This window comes from Nocardia sp. XZ_19_369 (assembly GCF_015355715.1).
Taxonomy (GTDB): Bacteria; Actinomycetota; Actinomycetes; order Mycobacteriales; family Mycobacteriaceae; genus Nocardia.
The window spans coordinates 95,325-109,923 of record NZ_JACVED010000013.1; the positions used below are offsets into that span (position 1 = coordinate 95,325).

The 14,599-nt window shown below is 67.7% G+C and carries 18 protein-coding genes, 1 tRNA gene and 1 other RNA gene; 7 read left to right on the plus strand and 13 right to left on the minus strand.

From position 1 onward, the window contains the following. Positions 1-667: 667 nt before the first annotated feature. Together IBX18_RS38065 and IBX18_RS38070 are read left to right on the plus strand one after the other, a co-directional pair. Positions 668-1,042: a hypothetical protein gene (locus IBX18_RS38065; protein ID WP_194838281.1), complete on the plus strand. Its 375-nt coding sequence runs from the start codon at positions 668-670 to the stop codon at positions 1,040-1,042. A gap of 138 nt (positions 1,043-1,180) precedes the next feature. Further along, a complete protein-coding gene (locus IBX18_RS38070) occupies positions 1,181-1,771 on the plus strand; it encodes a hypothetical protein (RefSeq protein ID WP_194838282.1) in 591 nt (196 codons plus the stop codon). 104 nt (positions 1,772-1,875) lie between these two features. Here the strand turns inward: IBX18_RS38070 and IBX18_RS38075 are convergent, their stop codons facing one another. The 8 genes from IBX18_RS38075 to IBX18_RS38110 form a co-directional block, all read right to left on the minus strand. Next, entirely contained in the window at positions 1,876-2,703 is an 828-nt protein-coding gene (locus tag IBX18_RS38075) for a hypothetical protein (RefSeq protein ID WP_194838283.1), read from the minus strand. Positions 2,704-3,043: 340 nt separating this feature from the next. Further along, on the minus strand, positions 3,044-3,433 hold the full coding sequence (locus IBX18_RS38080) for a hypothetical protein (RefSeq protein WP_194838284.1): 390 nt from the start codon (positions 3,431-3,433) through the stop codon (positions 3,044-3,046). Between the two features lie 133 nt (positions 3,434-3,566). Beyond that, positions 3,567-3,983 (minus strand): AlpA family transcriptional regulator, encoded by a 417-nt coding sequence (locus IBX18_RS38085; RefSeq protein WP_194838285.1) that lies wholly within the window; start codon positions 3,981-3,983, stop codon positions 3,567-3,569. A 142-nt stretch (positions 3,984-4,125) separates the two neighbouring features. Then, on the minus strand, positions 4,126-4,530 hold the full coding sequence (locus IBX18_RS38090) for a hypothetical protein (RefSeq protein WP_194838286.1): 405 nt from the start codon (positions 4,528-4,530) through the stop codon (positions 4,126-4,128). Positions 4,531-4,626: 96 nt separating this feature from the next. After that, the gene (locus tag IBX18_RS38095; protein WP_194838287.1) at positions 4,627-4,872 is read right to left on the minus strand and encodes a hypothetical protein; all 246 of its coding nucleotides are present in this window, start codon (positions 4,870-4,872) and stop codon (positions 4,627-4,629) included. A gap of 108 nt (positions 4,873-4,980) precedes the next feature. Continuing rightward, positions 4,981-5,592, minus strand: a complete 612-nt coding sequence (locus IBX18_RS38100) for a hypothetical protein (RefSeq protein WP_228542431.1) — start codon at positions 5,590-5,592, stop codon at positions 4,981-4,983. 5 nt (positions 5,593-5,597) lie between these two features. Beyond that, the gene (locus IBX18_RS38105) at positions 5,598-6,839 is read right to left on the minus strand and encodes a site-specific integrase (RefSeq protein ID WP_194838289.1); all 1,242 of its coding nucleotides are present in this window, start codon (positions 6,837-6,839) and stop codon (positions 5,598-5,600) included. Positions 6,840-6,975: 136 nt separating this feature from the next. Next, positions 6,976-7,060: transfer RNA gene (locus IBX18_RS38110), tRNA-Ser, on the minus strand. A gap of 139 nt (positions 7,061-7,199) precedes the next feature. Here IBX18_RS38110 and ffs point away from each other — a divergent pair. Beyond that, positions 7,200-7,294: signal recognition particle sRNA small type (ffs, locus tag IBX18_RS38115), an RNA gene on the plus strand. 184 nt (positions 7,295-7,478) lie between these two features. Further along, positions 7,479-8,768 (plus strand): aminotransferase class I/II-fold pyridoxal phosphate-dependent enzyme, encoded by a 1,290-nt coding sequence (locus IBX18_RS38120; protein WP_194838290.1) that lies wholly within the window; start codon positions 7,479-7,481, stop codon positions 8,766-8,768. Between the two features lie 54 nt (positions 8,769-8,822). Here IBX18_RS38120 and IBX18_RS38125 read toward each other — a convergent pair whose 3' ends face one another. From IBX18_RS38125 to IBX18_RS38140, 4 genes are all read right to left on the minus strand, one after another. Next, positions 8,823-9,629: a methyltransferase domain-containing protein gene (locus IBX18_RS38125; RefSeq protein WP_194838291.1), complete on the minus strand. Its 807-nt coding sequence runs from the start codon at positions 9,627-9,629 to the stop codon at positions 8,823-8,825. Positions 9,630-9,775: 146 nt separating this feature from the next. Further along, complete coding sequence (locus IBX18_RS38130; RefSeq protein WP_306796589.1) at positions 9,776-10,363, minus strand: phosphatase PAP2 family protein; 588 nt, start codon at positions 10,361-10,363, stop codon at positions 9,776-9,778. Beyond that, positions 10,360-11,439: a hypothetical protein gene (locus tag IBX18_RS38135; RefSeq protein WP_194838292.1), complete on the minus strand. Its 1,080-nt coding sequence runs from the start codon at positions 11,437-11,439 to the stop codon at positions 10,360-10,362. Before IBX18_RS38135 ends, IBX18_RS38130 begins: the two co-directional genes overlap by 4 nt. Then, positions 11,436-11,921 (minus strand): ImmA/IrrE family metallo-endopeptidase, encoded by a 486-nt coding sequence (locus IBX18_RS38140; protein ID WP_228542432.1) that lies wholly within the window; start codon positions 11,919-11,921, stop codon positions 11,436-11,438. The genes IBX18_RS38135 and IBX18_RS38140 overlap by 4 nt, the downstream gene beginning before the upstream one ends. A 180-nt stretch (positions 11,922-12,101) precedes the next feature. Between IBX18_RS38140 and IBX18_RS38145 the strand changes: the two genes are divergently transcribed. Together IBX18_RS38145 and IBX18_RS38150 are read left to right on the plus strand one after the other, a co-directional pair. Beyond that, positions 12,102-12,677, plus strand: a complete 576-nt coding sequence (locus IBX18_RS38145; RefSeq protein ID WP_147130366.1) for an HhH-GPD-type base excision DNA repair protein — start codon at positions 12,102-12,104, stop codon at positions 12,675-12,677. A 94-nt stretch (positions 12,678-12,771) separates the two neighbouring features. Next, positions 12,772-13,104 carry a hypothetical protein gene (locus tag IBX18_RS38150; RefSeq protein ID WP_107653694.1) on the plus strand — a complete coding sequence of 111 codons (333 nt, stop codon included), beginning with the start codon at positions 12,772-12,774 and terminating at the stop codon, positions 13,102-13,104. A 148-nt stretch (positions 13,105-13,252) separates the two neighbouring features. Here the strand turns inward: IBX18_RS38150 and IBX18_RS38155 are convergent, their stop codons facing one another. Then, positions 13,253-14,167, minus strand: a complete 915-nt coding sequence (locus tag IBX18_RS38155; protein ID WP_194838293.1) for a neutral zinc metallopeptidase — start codon at positions 14,165-14,167, stop codon at positions 13,253-13,255. A 219-nt stretch (positions 14,168-14,386) separates the two neighbouring features. Here IBX18_RS38155 and IBX18_RS43310 point away from each other — a divergent pair, with 219 nt between their 5' ends. Then, complete coding sequence (locus IBX18_RS43310; RefSeq protein WP_194838294.1) at positions 14,387-14,578, plus strand: hypothetical protein; 192 nt, start codon at positions 14,387-14,389, stop codon at positions 14,576-14,578. Positions 14,579-14,599 lie beyond the last annotated feature (21 nt).

A 14,599-nucleotide genomic window follows, 5' to 3' on the forward strand; every position in this document is an offset into this window, starting at 1 on the left:
GCGATGAGGTAATCGATTGCCCGACAACGCAATACGCGCATTTTGCGAGACGATAGGTGACGCTTGCCAGGGTCCACCCTGTGCGGGGCCTCGATGAACGAAAGAACCGACCGTCCCTCCCTGGTGCGGGAGCGGGCGGTCGGCCGTGTGGTTCGACACTAGCGTGCCGGTCGCCGATCCATCCACCGGATTAACGATGTCGATGATCGTCCCAGACGACTACGTGCGCTGCACACCGCGTCGACCTCGACGCCGGACACACCCGGGCGACACCCGAATCCGGCCGGGCTGCTCCCAAGAGTGGGGCGCCCGCGGCTGGGCTCGAACGGGGTGACTCGGGGCCGAACGGCTCCGAGCCGTCGCCGCGCCGTGCCGCACCACGATCTCCGGTGTCTACCGTTCGCCGGCCGCTGCGGAGTGCAGCGATCTGACGATCACGACGACCGATGCCCGGCGGGCCACCCGCGCGCCGGGCATCGGCCCGTTGCGGGGTCTGCCGCCGGGCATCTCGCCCACGGTCCGCGCTGATTCGAAAACCTTTGTTACAGAAAAGTTTTCGCCAAGGGTGATGTTGTAATCACTACTGCATCGTTGTAATGTCGGTGTCGTTGGGCGGGGTCGGAACCCGCCCGGCGCGACAGATCACCACACAACGAAAGGGATCGAGATGAACCTCGACCAGTACGACAACAACGCCGAGAAGATCGGCGCGCTCGCCATGCACACCTACGACGAGATCGCCGGGTTCCTGGACACCCTTCCGAAGCCGATCCCGATGCCGACGATGATGGAGGTGAGCATCGACGACGCGCTCGACGCGATGGTCGCGGCCCGCCGAAAGCTCAGTAGCGAGCCAATATCCGAGGACGCCCGTAGCGCAGCGCTCATGGCGATCTTGACCTGGGCCAGCGGTGTGAACCTGGTGATGATCGAGCGAGCACCCGACGGTAGCGAGAACTACCTGCTCGAGTTGGCGGCGTTCCAGCTGCTGGAGACCGCGCACCACGCGCAGAAGGTCCACCGCCTGCTGACCGCGCACTGATCACGAATTGCCCTGGGCGAGGAGCGCACCCGCCCAGGGCAATTCGCCCTCGGCAACCCCGATGCCCGGCATCGCACCACACCCTCGCGTCGGGCATCCACTCCCCGCGAGCCCCACGCGAGATCAGAGGACACCGACATGAGGACCACTCGCGTCGCCGTCCGCGCCGTCACCTCCGGCGTGGTCGGGGCGTTCACCACCCACACCGAAGCCTGGAAGATCCTGGCGATCCCGACCGACTACGTCGGGGACTTCGACGCCGAGGCGAGCGCGATCATCGAAGACCACAACACGAATTTCGTCGGCCACGTCATCGTCGTAGACGAGGGCGTCGACGGCTTCGCCGCCGGATGCGCCACCTGGTCGGGATACTGGGACGACGACCTCGCCATCAGCGAGCCCACCGAACGCGACGTCGCCGCTCAGCAGCACCGGGGATGTGAGCACACCCTGTTCGGCGCGACACCGGCCGAGGGCTGGACGCGCGAAACCGACCCGGACGTGCTGGCCGCGCACAACACCGTCGAGCTGTGGACGCTGCGTACCGGCGAGTGCGCACTCGGCGAATACGCTGCGATCGTCACCCGCTCCCCGGACTCGGACACCTTCCGCCTCAGCGTGTTTCGAGACGAGCGCGGTCCGCTCTGCGAGCTTGTGCCGACTCACAGGCTCGACGCCGCCAAAGCGCTCGGCGTCGCCACGATCGTGGCGGCGATCGCACAGGTTTAGCTCGCCCCGGCGATGTCGCACGTCGCCGGGTGTCTTCTATCGCAACAGTTTTCATGACGTGCACTGCCCTGGGTGGATCATGATCCACCCAGGGCAGTGTCCCTTCAGGCGTCGGCTGCGAGTTCGGGTATCTCGATCCGGCGCACGGTGAAGCACAGGTCATCGGTGCCGGGGTCCTGTGTGACGGCCACGATGGTGTCGCCGGGGCGCAGCTCGCCGGCCGGAGTCCGCACCAGATCCGGCAGCGCGGCGTCGGTTTCGTCCGGCACCCAGCCCAGCGATCGCAGGGCTGTTTCGAGGGTGAGTCCGTGGCTGTCCATCCGTTGTGTGATGACGCCGGTCGGGATCTGGGACAGCCGTGCCCAGTCCTCGATGCCCATACGGCGACCGAAAGCGTCGAGCGGGACGCCGGTACCCAGCGTGCTGCGGGAGTCGGGCTCCTGGGTGATCGCCTGTTCGGGATCCCAGCCCCGCCGTATCCGCCGCCCGATGGTCTGCGCGGTGCAATTGGCCCGCTCGTCGACTCCCCATTGGTGCAGCGGTTTCGTCTCGCCGAACGCGCTCACCGGGATGGTGAAGTGTGGCCCGTCGGATCCTTTGGCGAGCGCGTCGGGGAACGTCATGTTGCCCTTGGTGATTCGCCGGTAGAGAGTGTGGTAGTTGATCCCGCTCTGCTCGGCCCAGCCGCGCAGGGTGCGGGTGCGGCCGTTGTGGGTGAATTCGAGGACGGGCTGCTCGTATTTGGGCCGTGTGATCGCGACTGCCGGTGCCCAGCCCAGGGCTAGCCGATTGCGCAATGCCTCTCGCTTCACGGTGCACCGGGGGTCGGCAGCCCATTGGTTCACGGTCTTGGCCTCGCCGAACGCGCTGATCACCCCGCGCGTCCTTTCCCACTCGTAGCGATCCTCGCGCGGCTTCTCGTGCCTGCTCATGCGCATGCACCCCCATGGCGGCGGGGAAGCCGAACGGTGCTGCAGTGGTGCGATATTCGGGATGCCCGGAATCCCTTGCCGTGAATGTGGGTGCTGTCGAGGTTCATCGCGAACCCTTCCCGTCGTCGGTGATCTGTCGTGTCGGGCGGGTCCGACCCCGTCCGGCGACACCGACACTACAAACGGAATGGCGATCATGGAAGCATCGTGGCAATGAAAACTCTTGTGAGACAACGGCTTTAGTCCACGTATCGACCGAGGGTGTGTCTGATCGCGACGTCCTCGACAAGGCGATGCCCGGCGCGCTGGAGTGCGCGCCGGGCATCGTCGTGGTGGATCGTCAGATCGAGGTCACCATGTCCAAGGCGAGGTGGGCACGCAATTCGACGGCCATCATCTGGTAGTAGGCCGCTTCGAGGATCCAGTCGTCGCTGCCGTCGTCGTCGGGCTCGACCGCCGCGATCGTTACGGCGGTGAGCCAGCCGAGCAACACTGCCACGACCGCGTCGCCGATCGCCGCGCCGACCGGCATGTCGCGCATCGCTCTACGCGCGCTGGCGAACTCGTCGAGCGCCGCGTTGGGATCGGCGATCGGGAGCGGGGTCACTGTGATCGGGATCGGCAGTGCGGCAAGGATCTTCGCGATGACACCGTAGGCGTGCCTGGTCAATGCGCCGAACTTGTCCAGAGTGAATTCCTGGGGGCGCTCGTCGTCGTAGATGTAGCTCATGGGGAGCCCTTCCTGGTTGTCGGTGATTCGTCCGCCGGGCGGATCCGACCCCGCCCGACGGCACCAACACTACGATGGAAGAGTAGTGATTACAACGACATGATCAATGAAATCTACTGTCCCTCAAGAGATTTCATGATCCCTGGCGAAGGTAGTTCCGGCGCGCGGCGGCGTCGGCGTCGACCGTGGCGCGACGCCAGCGCTTGACGCCGTCCTTGTCCTCGTCCGGGGCCGGGTACTGACCTCGCGAGACGTAGGCGGCGATCGTGCCTCGGGCCTTGCCGGTGTAGACCGCGATCTGGGAGATGGTCAGCAACTCGTCCGGATCGCCGGACGCGCTCGGGGTCTCGGTGGCAGCCGGTGCTGGCCCGATCGCGGCTTCGACGTCGGAGGCGAGGTACTCGTTCCAGTGCCCGCGCCGCCCGACGGGGGCGGGCCAGTCGGGCTTGACCATCCAGACCTTCTGCACCGTGGTCAGGGCGCGACCGTAGCGCTGGGCGATTTCGGGCGCGATCCACCGTGGCGCGGCGGGGCCGTCTGGGCTTACCATCGTGTGTTGACCCCCTTTCTTGGGTTGGTCGATTTGTCTGGCCAGCGGGGTTCCGACTCAGAGGTTCGCCTCGCCCCGCTGGCCACCCAAAACCGTCAACGGCAGATGCCCGGCGCGCAGCGCGCCGGGCACCTGCTGTCGGTCAGTCCATCAGGCCGCCGAACTCCTCGATCGAAATCCGGCCGGTGAGCAGCCCGTAGGCGATGCTCACCTGCTCGCTGACCCGGTACATGCTCAGCAGCGCCGCGCGCAGCAGCCACTCCGCGTCACCGGGGTTGTCGAAGGCGGTGTTGCTCAAGGTCAGCCCGCCCAGGAAATCGAGTATCGCCGTGTTCAGCACCCCCTCGTGCACCGGGTGCGTCGGCAGCTCGCGCATGAGCTGGCGGGCGTTGAGCAGGGCGTCGATGGCTGCGGAGTCCTGCGCGTCTTCGGGCACCTCGATCTTGATCGGGATGTCCAGCAGTAGCAGGACCTTGGCGATCCGGGCGTGGTTGCGGTCGGTGACCTCGCTGAGCGTGGCCACCAGGTCGTCGTGTTCGTTGCTCATGTGAGCCCTTTCGGGTTGTTGGTGATTTGCCTGCCGGGCGGGTCCGACCCCGTCCGGCAACACCCACATTACAACGAAAGAGTAGTGATTACAACGCTATTGGCGGGGGTCGTTCACCAGCTCGAACCCGTCGAGCCCCGCCTCGTCTCCGGTGGCCCAGAAGTGCCGGCCGGGCAACTCGCCCGCGGGCAGTCCCGCCTGCGCGGCGATCACCGACGCCGCCACCAGCAACGGCGCGCGGCCCTGATGCCAGGGTGTCGCCAGCTGCGCCACCGCGTCGGTGCCCTCGCCGTACACCAGGATGCATCGCACCTGCACCCGCTCCTCGGTCATGACCGTCATTCTCGTCCATCCTCTTTCTCGATCGGCGTGGTGCCACGATGTCGGCCACGACAGCGGGGCGACCCGGATCTCGCCGAGCCGCCCCGTTGGATGGCCTGCGGCCTGGGTCTACTGTTCCCCCGCCGCTGTGGCCAGCACCTGCGGATGTGAGCGCAGGAACCCGGAGGTCCGGCGGAAGCCCAGGTGTGCCGCGATCATCGGCCAGGGCACGCCCGCTTCGGCCATCCACTGCGCGCACGTCACCCGCAGCACCTCCACGCCGGGACGCGCGCCGCCGAGCACCTCGTCGGACACCGCCGCGACCGCCGGAGTCCAGACCCGGCGCACGTAACGCCGGAACAACCCCGGCCCGCTCGCCCCGTCGATGCGGAACAACTCCTCGCCGGTCCCGGCCAGCTCCAGCCGTGCCACCAACCCCTCGGGCAGCCAGATCCGGCGTGGCGCGGGCGAATCCACCAGCACCCACCGATCGCCGAGCCACCGCCAGTAGCGGGCGACTTCACACGCCCCGCTGCCGGGGTCGATGTCGGTGTCGGCATGGGCGAACGCCTCGGCCAATCGCTCGCCGGACAAGGCCAGATAGTCGGTCAACAGCCGCCACTGGTGCGCGGGCATCCGCCCGATGATCGCGGCGTACTGCGCGCGCCGCAGCGGCGTCGGTGGCCGCACCGGCGGGCGGTGGTCGGCACCAGCAGCGCCGCCGATGGTGTTGTGCGCCATGGTGATCACGCCACCTTCGCGAACGCCGGAGTGTCATAGACGGGGGCGGGCAGCGAGATCACCTTCGCCAGCGCGGGCGGCAGCGGGGTGAGCTCGGGCGGCAGCGGCGCGGGCTCACTCGGTTGCGGTGCGAGTTTCGCGCCGATCACCGCCGCCGCGTCGGCGGCAGCCCTGCGGTCGAGGTGACCGTAGGTGTCCACGGTCGTCTTGATCGACTCGTGCCCGAGATGAGCCTGCACCACATGGATCGGCACCCCCGCCGAGAGCATCCACGCCGCGCACGTGTGGCGCAGATCGTGGATGCGAGGGCTCTTGCCGCTGAGCGGATCGTTGGCCGCGAGGGAGAGGGCGTCGCGAGTCGGCACCCACACGTCCTTGTAAAAGTGCGAGATGCTCACCGGCTCACCGTCTCCGGTGCAGAACAACCACTCGTCGAGATCGCGCCCGTCCAGTGGCAGCTTGGCCACCAGCCCGACGGGCAGGTTGAGCGTGCGCGTGGACTTCTTGGTCTTCGGCGGGCCGAGGCGGCGTTTGCCGCCGGTGTACTTCCACGCCTGGTGAATTCGCGCCGTGGCTGCGCGGCGGTTGATGTCGCGCACTCGCAGCGCGGTCACCTCGCCCCAGCGCGCGCCGGAGGCGACCATGAACTCCACGAGTAGTCGCCACCGCTCGGGCAGGGCGCGCAGCAGGGCGGCGAACTCCTCGGGTTCGAGGTGGTCCATCTCCGCGCGCACCACGCGCGGCAGCTCGGTCTGCTCGCACGGGTTCGAGGGGATCACGCCCCGGCGGGCGAGTTTCTTGAGGATGCCGAAGAGCACACCGTGTTTGTTCGCAATGGTTTTCGCGGCGTTGCCGACGTTCTCTGCGAGGTGGTTGATCCACCGCCCGATCACCGTCTCGCAGAACACCGTCACCGGGGAGAGGGCTCCGAAGAACGGCTCGATGTCGTTGACCAGCACGCGCCGGTAGCGATGCCGGGTGCCCGGCTCCACTCCCGTCATGCTGTCGATGATCTCGGTGAAGGCGTCGTGGATGTTAGGCACCGCCGCCGCGTCGTCAGCCTTCTCGGCTTCGGCGTAGAGGAAGTTCAGCGCCTCGGCCGGACCGTAGAGACCCAGGACCGCCTGCCAGCGCTCGGCCTCGCCGAGGGTGTCGAAGCGTTCGGAGCACTGACGTTTGTTGTGCCGGAACAGAACTTGGAAATAGGAAGGGCCGCGCTTGGTGGTGCGTTCGCGGATACTCGACATCTGGTACCTCTGGGGTCGCGCCTACAGGATGTGTGGGTGCGCCGAATCGAGCCTCAGATGCAACGGTCGTGTTGACCGCATGTTGACCGCAACCCGGGGGCTATCCGAAAATAGCCCCCGACCTGCGTCTTCTCTGCGGAGGATAGGGGATTTGAACCCCTGAGGGCGTTAACCCAACCCGCGTTCCAGGCGAGCGCCATAGGCCACTAGGCGAATCCTCCGTGGAGCAGCATACCGGGTGGAGGAGGGTGGACGCCAAACGGGTCCGTTCGGAGCAGGAAAGTCCCTGTTCGGCCTGGTTTTGGGCTCGGTTGGGGTACCCGGAGGCGGGGGATCGGCGGGGGAGCGGCTACACTTGCTGACGGATCCCGCGCGGCGCGCATCCTGTGAACTCCCCCAGGGCCGGAAGGCAGCAAGGGTCAATGGGCTCTGCCGGGTGCGCGGGGTCCCCTTAATTTTCGAGGGGCCCGCACGGACCGAAGTCCGGCTGTCGAATAACGCCTCCAAATCCGAGCAGCACACGGGTAACGTGAACTATGGTCCGTCGACGCCCGATGCGCTCGGTGGGCTGAACGTCCGGCCGCCGCACATCGGTCTGGCCACAACCCACGTCCCCGCTGCTTCGAAAGGCTGCCCAGGATGCCCCGGCAAACGCAGATCGGTTTGATGAGCCACGAGGAACTCGTGTCCGAACACGAGACTCAGCACGCGAACTATGCGACGCTCAAGACCGAGAAGCTCACGCTGGACCTGACGCGGGGGAAACCCTCGCCGGAACAACTCGACCTGTCCCTGGGCCTGCTGTCGCTGCCCGGCGACGGCGACTACCGCGACGGCACCGGCACCGACTGCCGCAATTACGGTGGCCAGCACGGACTTCCGGAGCTGCGCGCGATCTTCGGCGAACTGCTCGGCATCCCGGTGGACAACCTGATCGCGGGCAACAACGCCAGCCTCGAGCTGATGCACGACGTGCTCGCGTTCGCAATGCTGTACGGCACCAACGACTCCGCGCGCCGCTGGGCTGCCGAGGAGAAGTTGAAGTTCCTGTGTCCGAGCCCCGGCTACGACCGGCACTTCTCGATCACCGAGGTGCTCGGCTTCGAGATGATCCCGGTGCCGATGCACCACGACGGCCCGGACACCCACGCGATCGCCGAGCTGGTCGCGAACGACCCGCAGATCAAGGGCATGTGGGTGGTGCCGAACTACTCCAACCCGTCCGGTGTCACCTTCTCCGAAGAGGTTGTGCGCGAACTGGTTTCGATGCCGGCGGCCGCGCCGGACTTCCGCCTCATCTGGGACAACGCGTACGCCGTGCACCCGCTGACCGACACCGCGGCTCCGGTGTACGACGTGCTGGGCCTGGCCGCCGCGGCCGGAAACCTCAACCGCCCCTTGGTGTTCGCCTCCACCTCGAAGATCACCTTCGCCGGTTCGGGCGTCAGCTTCCTCGGCGGTTCCACCGAAAACCTGAACTGGTACCTGGGTCACGCGGGCAAGAAGAGCATCGGCCCGGACAAGATCAACCAACTGCGCCATCTGCGGTTCTTCAAGGACGCCGACGGCGTGCGCGCGCACATGCAGAAGCACCGCGCCATCCTGGAGCCGAAATTCGCGCTGGTCCTGCGGATCCTGGAGGACCGGCTGGGTGCGTCCAAGGTCGCGTCCTGGACGGAGCCCAAGGGCGGCTACTTCATCAGCCTGGACGTCCTGGAGGGCACCGCAGGCCGGGTGATCGCCCTGGCCAAGGACGCGGGCATCGCGCTCACCGCGGCCGGCTCGGCCTTCCCGTACCGGAACGACCCGGAGGACAAGAACATTCGGATCGCGCCGAGCTTCCCGAAGCTGCCCGAGCTGGAGAAGGCGATGGACGGCCTGGCCACCTGCGTACTGCTCGCGGCCACCGAGAAGCTGCTCGGCACGTAATACGCGGCAGCGGGCGCGTACCCGAAGGTACGCGCCCGCTGTGCTGCGTAAGGATCAGTCCGGCTTGTGCGCCAGCACGGCGAACATCGTCACCGAGAGGTGGATGTCGCCGCTGGCCGCGCCCGCCTCGAGGTCGTCGACCAGCTGCGCGCGCTCCTGCTCGGTGATCACCCCGCGCGCCACCGCCATCGCCGAGATGCGGGTGACCAGCGAGCCGACGCCGACGGTGCGGTCCTGCACCAGCGCGTGCGAGCCGATGTCGTCGATCACCAAGCCCGCCTTGGTCAGTTGGCCGGGCAGCTTGCGGCCGGAGAACGGATTGGTGGTCGCGGAGATCAACGTGTCGACCACCTCGCGGACCACCCGCCGCTCGCCGGGATGCACGATCGCGGTGCCCCAGTCGCTGTCCACCACCACGACCCGGCCGCCGGGCCGCAGCACGCGCGCGATCTCGTTGGCGGCGCGGGCGGGCGCGGTCAGATGCTGAAAGACCCGCTCGCACAGCGCGGCATCGAAACTGCCTGCGCCGAACGGCAGGCCGTAGGCGTCGCCGGAGTGGAACTTGGCCGTCGAACCGGACTGTGCGGCGCGGCGTTCCGCGGAGGCGAGCAGGTTCGGGTCGGGTTCGACCCCGACCGCCACTCCGTCGGGTCCGACCGCGTCGGCGAAGGCCATGACCTCCGTGCCGGTGCCGGAGCCGATGTCGACGGCGCGTTCGCCGGGGCGCAGCGCGAGCGCGTCGTGTGCCCAGTCCCGCAACCTGCGGATACCGGGCAGCGCGGCCTGTAAGTCGCGCACGTCGACGAGTTGATCCTGACCTGCTCGATCGAACCGATCGGGGCGCAAAGTGTAGGTGTCCATGGGCCCGTGTCCATCCCTAGCCGTGGCCACCTCGTGGGGTGCCGATGTAGGTACTGCCGTCTGCTGAGGCATGCGCAGGAGCCTACGCGCGGCGTCATAGCCACGCACGTCAGGTCTGTGAGGCGGGTCACCGGGGTGCAGGCAGGTCAGGAGGCGAGCGAGTAAGCGGCGGCGGCCAGTGCCGCGCCGAGCAGCGCGCCGACGACCACCTGACCGCGGGTGTGATCGCCGAGCCAAACCCGCGACCAGCCGATCACCCCGGTCAGCGGCAAGGCGAGCAGGAACCACGGGGAACCGATGATCGCGAGCAGCACCGTGGTGCCCGCGCCGACGGCCGTATGCACGCTGACCTTCCATCCGCCGAGCATGGTCACGATGCCGATCCCGATCAGCACGACCAGCGCGGCGACCGTCCAGGCGATCAGCTCGCGCGGCGCGCCCTGCACGATCTCGACGATCAGCCCGACGCACACGATCGCCAGAATCGCTGGAATCACCCAGTGCCGGTCACCGATCTCGGTCACGTGATGATCGCTGGCGATCCCGCGCCGCACCCCCAGCAGGATGACCATCATCGGAATCACTCCGGAGATCGTCGCGACGAACAGTCCCCACCCTGGCGCGTCCACCAGGAATCCGGCGATCACCGACGTGACGATATTGATCATCCACGGTGCCCCGAGCTCGGTGATCACCCGCGCGGCCCGCGCCTGCGCCACAGCTGTCTCCGTCACGCCACAACCTCTCGTTGCTTTTCCCGATATGCCTGCGCCAACGTGACGGCCCAGCGACGGTCCAGGCCCGCCGCCAGCGCCGCCGATCGGACGCTTTCCCCATTCAGTGCCGCGCAGCGGCGGCCACCGATCAACCAATCCGCCACCGCCGCAGCCACTTCCCGCTGCTCGGTGACCGTGCCGTCCGATCCACCGGCCTGCTCGATCTCCAGGCTCAGCGCGTCGAGCAGCTCGGTCACCCGGTCGCTGGCCTTCTCGTCGGCGCTGCTGCCCCGGCGAGACGGGCGCCGGACACCCGGCCAGCGTCCGACCAACTCGGCGTACATCGGCCCGATCGCGCGCAGTACGCGCCGGGCCCGGACCCAGGACACCATGGGCGAGAGCATCATTCCGACGAAGATGACCAACACCCCGGTCGCGGAGACCGCACGGGTCACCTCGAACACCGCGGGCATCGGCGCGGCCCCGCCGTATCGCACCGCCACGAAGTACACCAGCCGGATCCACGCCCAGACGGTCGCCGCCGCCAGACCCGCCGACAGCAGCGCGAGACTCCAGCCTGTCACCGTCCGCAGATCCGCGGGGCGGGCGGCCATCACCATCAACGCCGGGCACAGCAGCGCTGAAAACAACGCGCCCGCGATCCCCGCCTCGGCATAGCCGGGCAGGTGACTGTAGGCCTGATCGAATTCGAATCCACCGGCGGCCTGCGGCACCGGCGGTGTGCCGACGAAGATCGTCAAGGCGACCACCGACCCGGCCACCGCGATCGCGGCGAGGATGCGCACGCCGCGGGCCAGCCGCGCCGGGTCGATCGTCACGGCCAGGGTGAGTGCGCCGGTCGAGGCCGCGATCAGGTTGAACAGCACCATGCGCAACCCGGTCGAGAAGTTCGGCATCGGCGCGACGGCCTGCAGAAGACGTTCTGCCGCAGGGATATTCAGACTCAGATGCACGGCGACCACACCCAGCGCGACGGTGATACACCCCAGCACCCAGCCGCGCGACCACCACCAGCGCCACGCCCGGGTGAGCACCGCTACCCACATCAGCGGCGCCAGCACCATCGCGATCATCCGAGCGCCTCACCCCAGCGCGACCGCAGTCGCGGCTCCCGGCCGCCGATGCTGCGCAGCCGATTCAGCAGCAGGCTGGCGAATTGTTCCGCGGCCAGCTCCTCCGCGGCGGCGGCCGCGTCCGCGCAGTCCCGGCGCAGGATCAGCGCCGCCAAGTCGTGCATGTCCGTCGGCAGCACTGCCTGCGCCACCTCGAGCACCGGTCGGCCCTGATGACCGAGCACGATGTGGCCCAGCTCGTGCGCGATGGTCCGGTCCCTGGTCTGCGTCCAGGACGCGTAGGACACCTCGTCTCGATCGGCGAAGCGAATCCAATGCCCGAACACCCCGGCCGGCATGTGCGGATCCTCGGTCACCGTCAACGGGCGGCCCCGATCCCGTGCTACCGCTTGCAGAAGTCCGTCGAGGGACAGCGACTCCTCGGCGGTCGCCATGGCGAAGACGCGATCGACCGCGGGACCGACCCCAGACCCCCCTTGCATGCCGTCATCCAACCACGCGACGTCGCGCCACGCCCAGCCGCCGCGGCGCCTACTGGGACAGCTCACAGTGCGGGCACGATGCGGGCGAACATGCGATGACCAGGACGCCATCATGGTGTGTTGACAAGTGAGATGATCGAGTCCGTCCAAGCATGTTTGTCACGGTGGGAAGGAATGGCGATGAGTCGCAAGCTTTGCCTGGCGCAAGACGTCGAGGCGGACGAGCTATTGACCGAGGACCACTTCGCCACCCTGCTCGGTATGCTGCTCGACCAGCAGTATCCGATGGAGCACGCTTTTCGCGGCCCGAAAAAGATCGCCGACCGCATGGGCGGCTTCGATATCCACCGCATCGCCGAGGCGGACCCGCAAGAATTCGAAGACCTCTGCTCCACCCCGCCGGCCATCCACCGCTACGGCCGCTCGATGGCCCGGCGCGCGCAAGAACTCGCCCGCTACATCATCGAGAATTACGACGGGAAAACCGAAAACCTGTGGAAGCGGGATAAACCCGATGGAAAAGAAGTCCTGCGCCGATTGAAAGCCCTGCCCGGTTTCGGCGAACAGAAGGCCAAGATCTTCCTGTCGCTGCTCGGTAAGCAGCGCGGCGTGCAGCCTGCGGGTTGGCGCGAGGTCGCGGGCGCCTACGGCGACGAAGGCTCGCGCCGCTCCGTCGCCGACGTGACCGACGCCGAATCGCTCGCGCAGGTGCGGGAATTCAAGAAGCAGGCGAAGGCGGCGGCGAAACAGAGCTGACAGACTCCGCCGAAGTGGCGGGGGACTGGCAGCGGGTGGGCGTTGTTGCGGACGGCTCTGTACCGGGATCGTTGTCTCGGAAGGGAGTGGTCTGATGAGGCGACGTCCAGCGGCGGTCGGATATTTGCGTCGAGATGTTTCCGGAGCTCGGCAGCAGTGGGATGAGGTGCTGATCCGGAGTCTGGCCCAGCGGTTCGGGTACGACCTAGCCAAGACGGTGGTGTTCGGGGCGGAGACCGAGGACGTCATCGGGCGGCTGACCACGGTGGCCCGGCGGCTCGAGACGGACGCCGTGATCGTGCCCAGCACAGCGCATTTCGGCGGGGATGTGCCGGACGAGCTGGTGCAGGTGTGCGATGTGATCACCGTGTCGCCGGAGAACACCTACGCGCGCCGAGCGAGCTCCCCTTTTGCCGACGGGGCGTGAAGCCGCCCGCCCCGTTGAACCTCGCGGAATTGATTGGCGCGGCACATATTCAACGACTTGTGCGCCGGTGTGTGCAGCGGGCACGCAGGCGCCTGGGACCGTTCGCGAAGTCCTATCCGGCGCCTCCGGGCGGGCTTTGCGACAGGCCCTAGCTCACGGCGCCGGATGACGCTGTGAAGGTATTGCACTGGGCCGCACGGTTTTTGTCCAACCCGATCTCGAACCACTGGCCGCCGTTCTCGGAGGTGCCGTGGTCGCGCATGTCGCCCGCCTGGTCGCCGCGGCCGTAGGCGTCTTTGCGGGCGAGGTTGAGCTGGGAGTCGGACAGCGAGCCGCCGCCGGAGGCGGAGTTGAGGTACATGCCGTCGAAACAGTTGGCCTGCAACTCGACTCGGCGGGACAGCTCGAGGCCGCGGGAGCTGCGCGGGCCCGCGTCGGCACGGTCGCTGTTGGCTTTGCGCAGGATGCCGGACATGGCCTGGATGTGGTGGCCGTACTCGTGGGCGAAGACGGACAGATAGACGACCCAATTGTCTTTGAAGAAGTCGGTCTGCAACTGACTGATCGGCATGTAGATGGTTTTGTTGGCCGGGCAGTAGAAGGCGGCGAAGTTGCTGGTGGAGCCGGTGCACGGGGTGGTGATGCCGGTGGTGGTCGCGCTGATGTTGAGCGCGGGCTTCTGGAACGGCAGATTCGCCTTCTGCATCACCGGTTTCCACGCTGCCCCGAGGCAGTCCGCGGCACTCTCGAAGAACTTGCGGGCGGCGTCCACCTGGGTGCCCCACGGGGAGTACGCGCAGCGCGCGGGGATCAGCGTCGCGTTCGGGTCGGCGAGTAGCGGGTTGGCGCCGGTCTCGGCGGGACCCGTCTTGCCGTCGGGGGCGAAGGTGAGGCTGGGTGCGGGGCCGGATGCGTCGGCGTCGCCCTTGCCGGTTGTTATCGCGTTGCGGACCAAGCCGCCGGCGACCAGGAATACGACGACAACCAGGAGGGCGATCCAGCCGCCGCCACCGGAGCGGCGGCGTGGCTGGTGTGGTGGGCGTCCGGGTGGGCCGTAGGGCATCGGCGGGGGTGCGCGATGGCCGGGCGGGGGGCCGTAGCCGGGCGAATAGTTAGGTGGGGGACCGTATCCCGGTTGCTGGCCGTAGGCGGGGGGTTGGGCGTAGTTCGGTTGCTGGCCGTAGCCGGGGGGTTGGCCATAGCCCGGCTGTTGGCCGTGGCCAGGAGGCTGGCCGTAACCCGGTTGTTGACCGTAGCCGGGGGGCTGGCCATAGCCCGGCTGTTGACCATAGCCAGGAGGCTGGCCGTAACCCGGCTGTTGGCCGTAACCCGGCTGCTGACTTGGTTGTTGGCCGTATCCGGGTTGCTGATTCGGCGGCTGGCCGTAACCGGGCTGCCCTTGCGGTTGCTGGCCATAACCGGGTTGTTGACCGTAACCAGGCTGCTGACCGTGCCCCTGCGCGCCGTGCGCTAGCGGCTGACCTTGTGCCGGCTG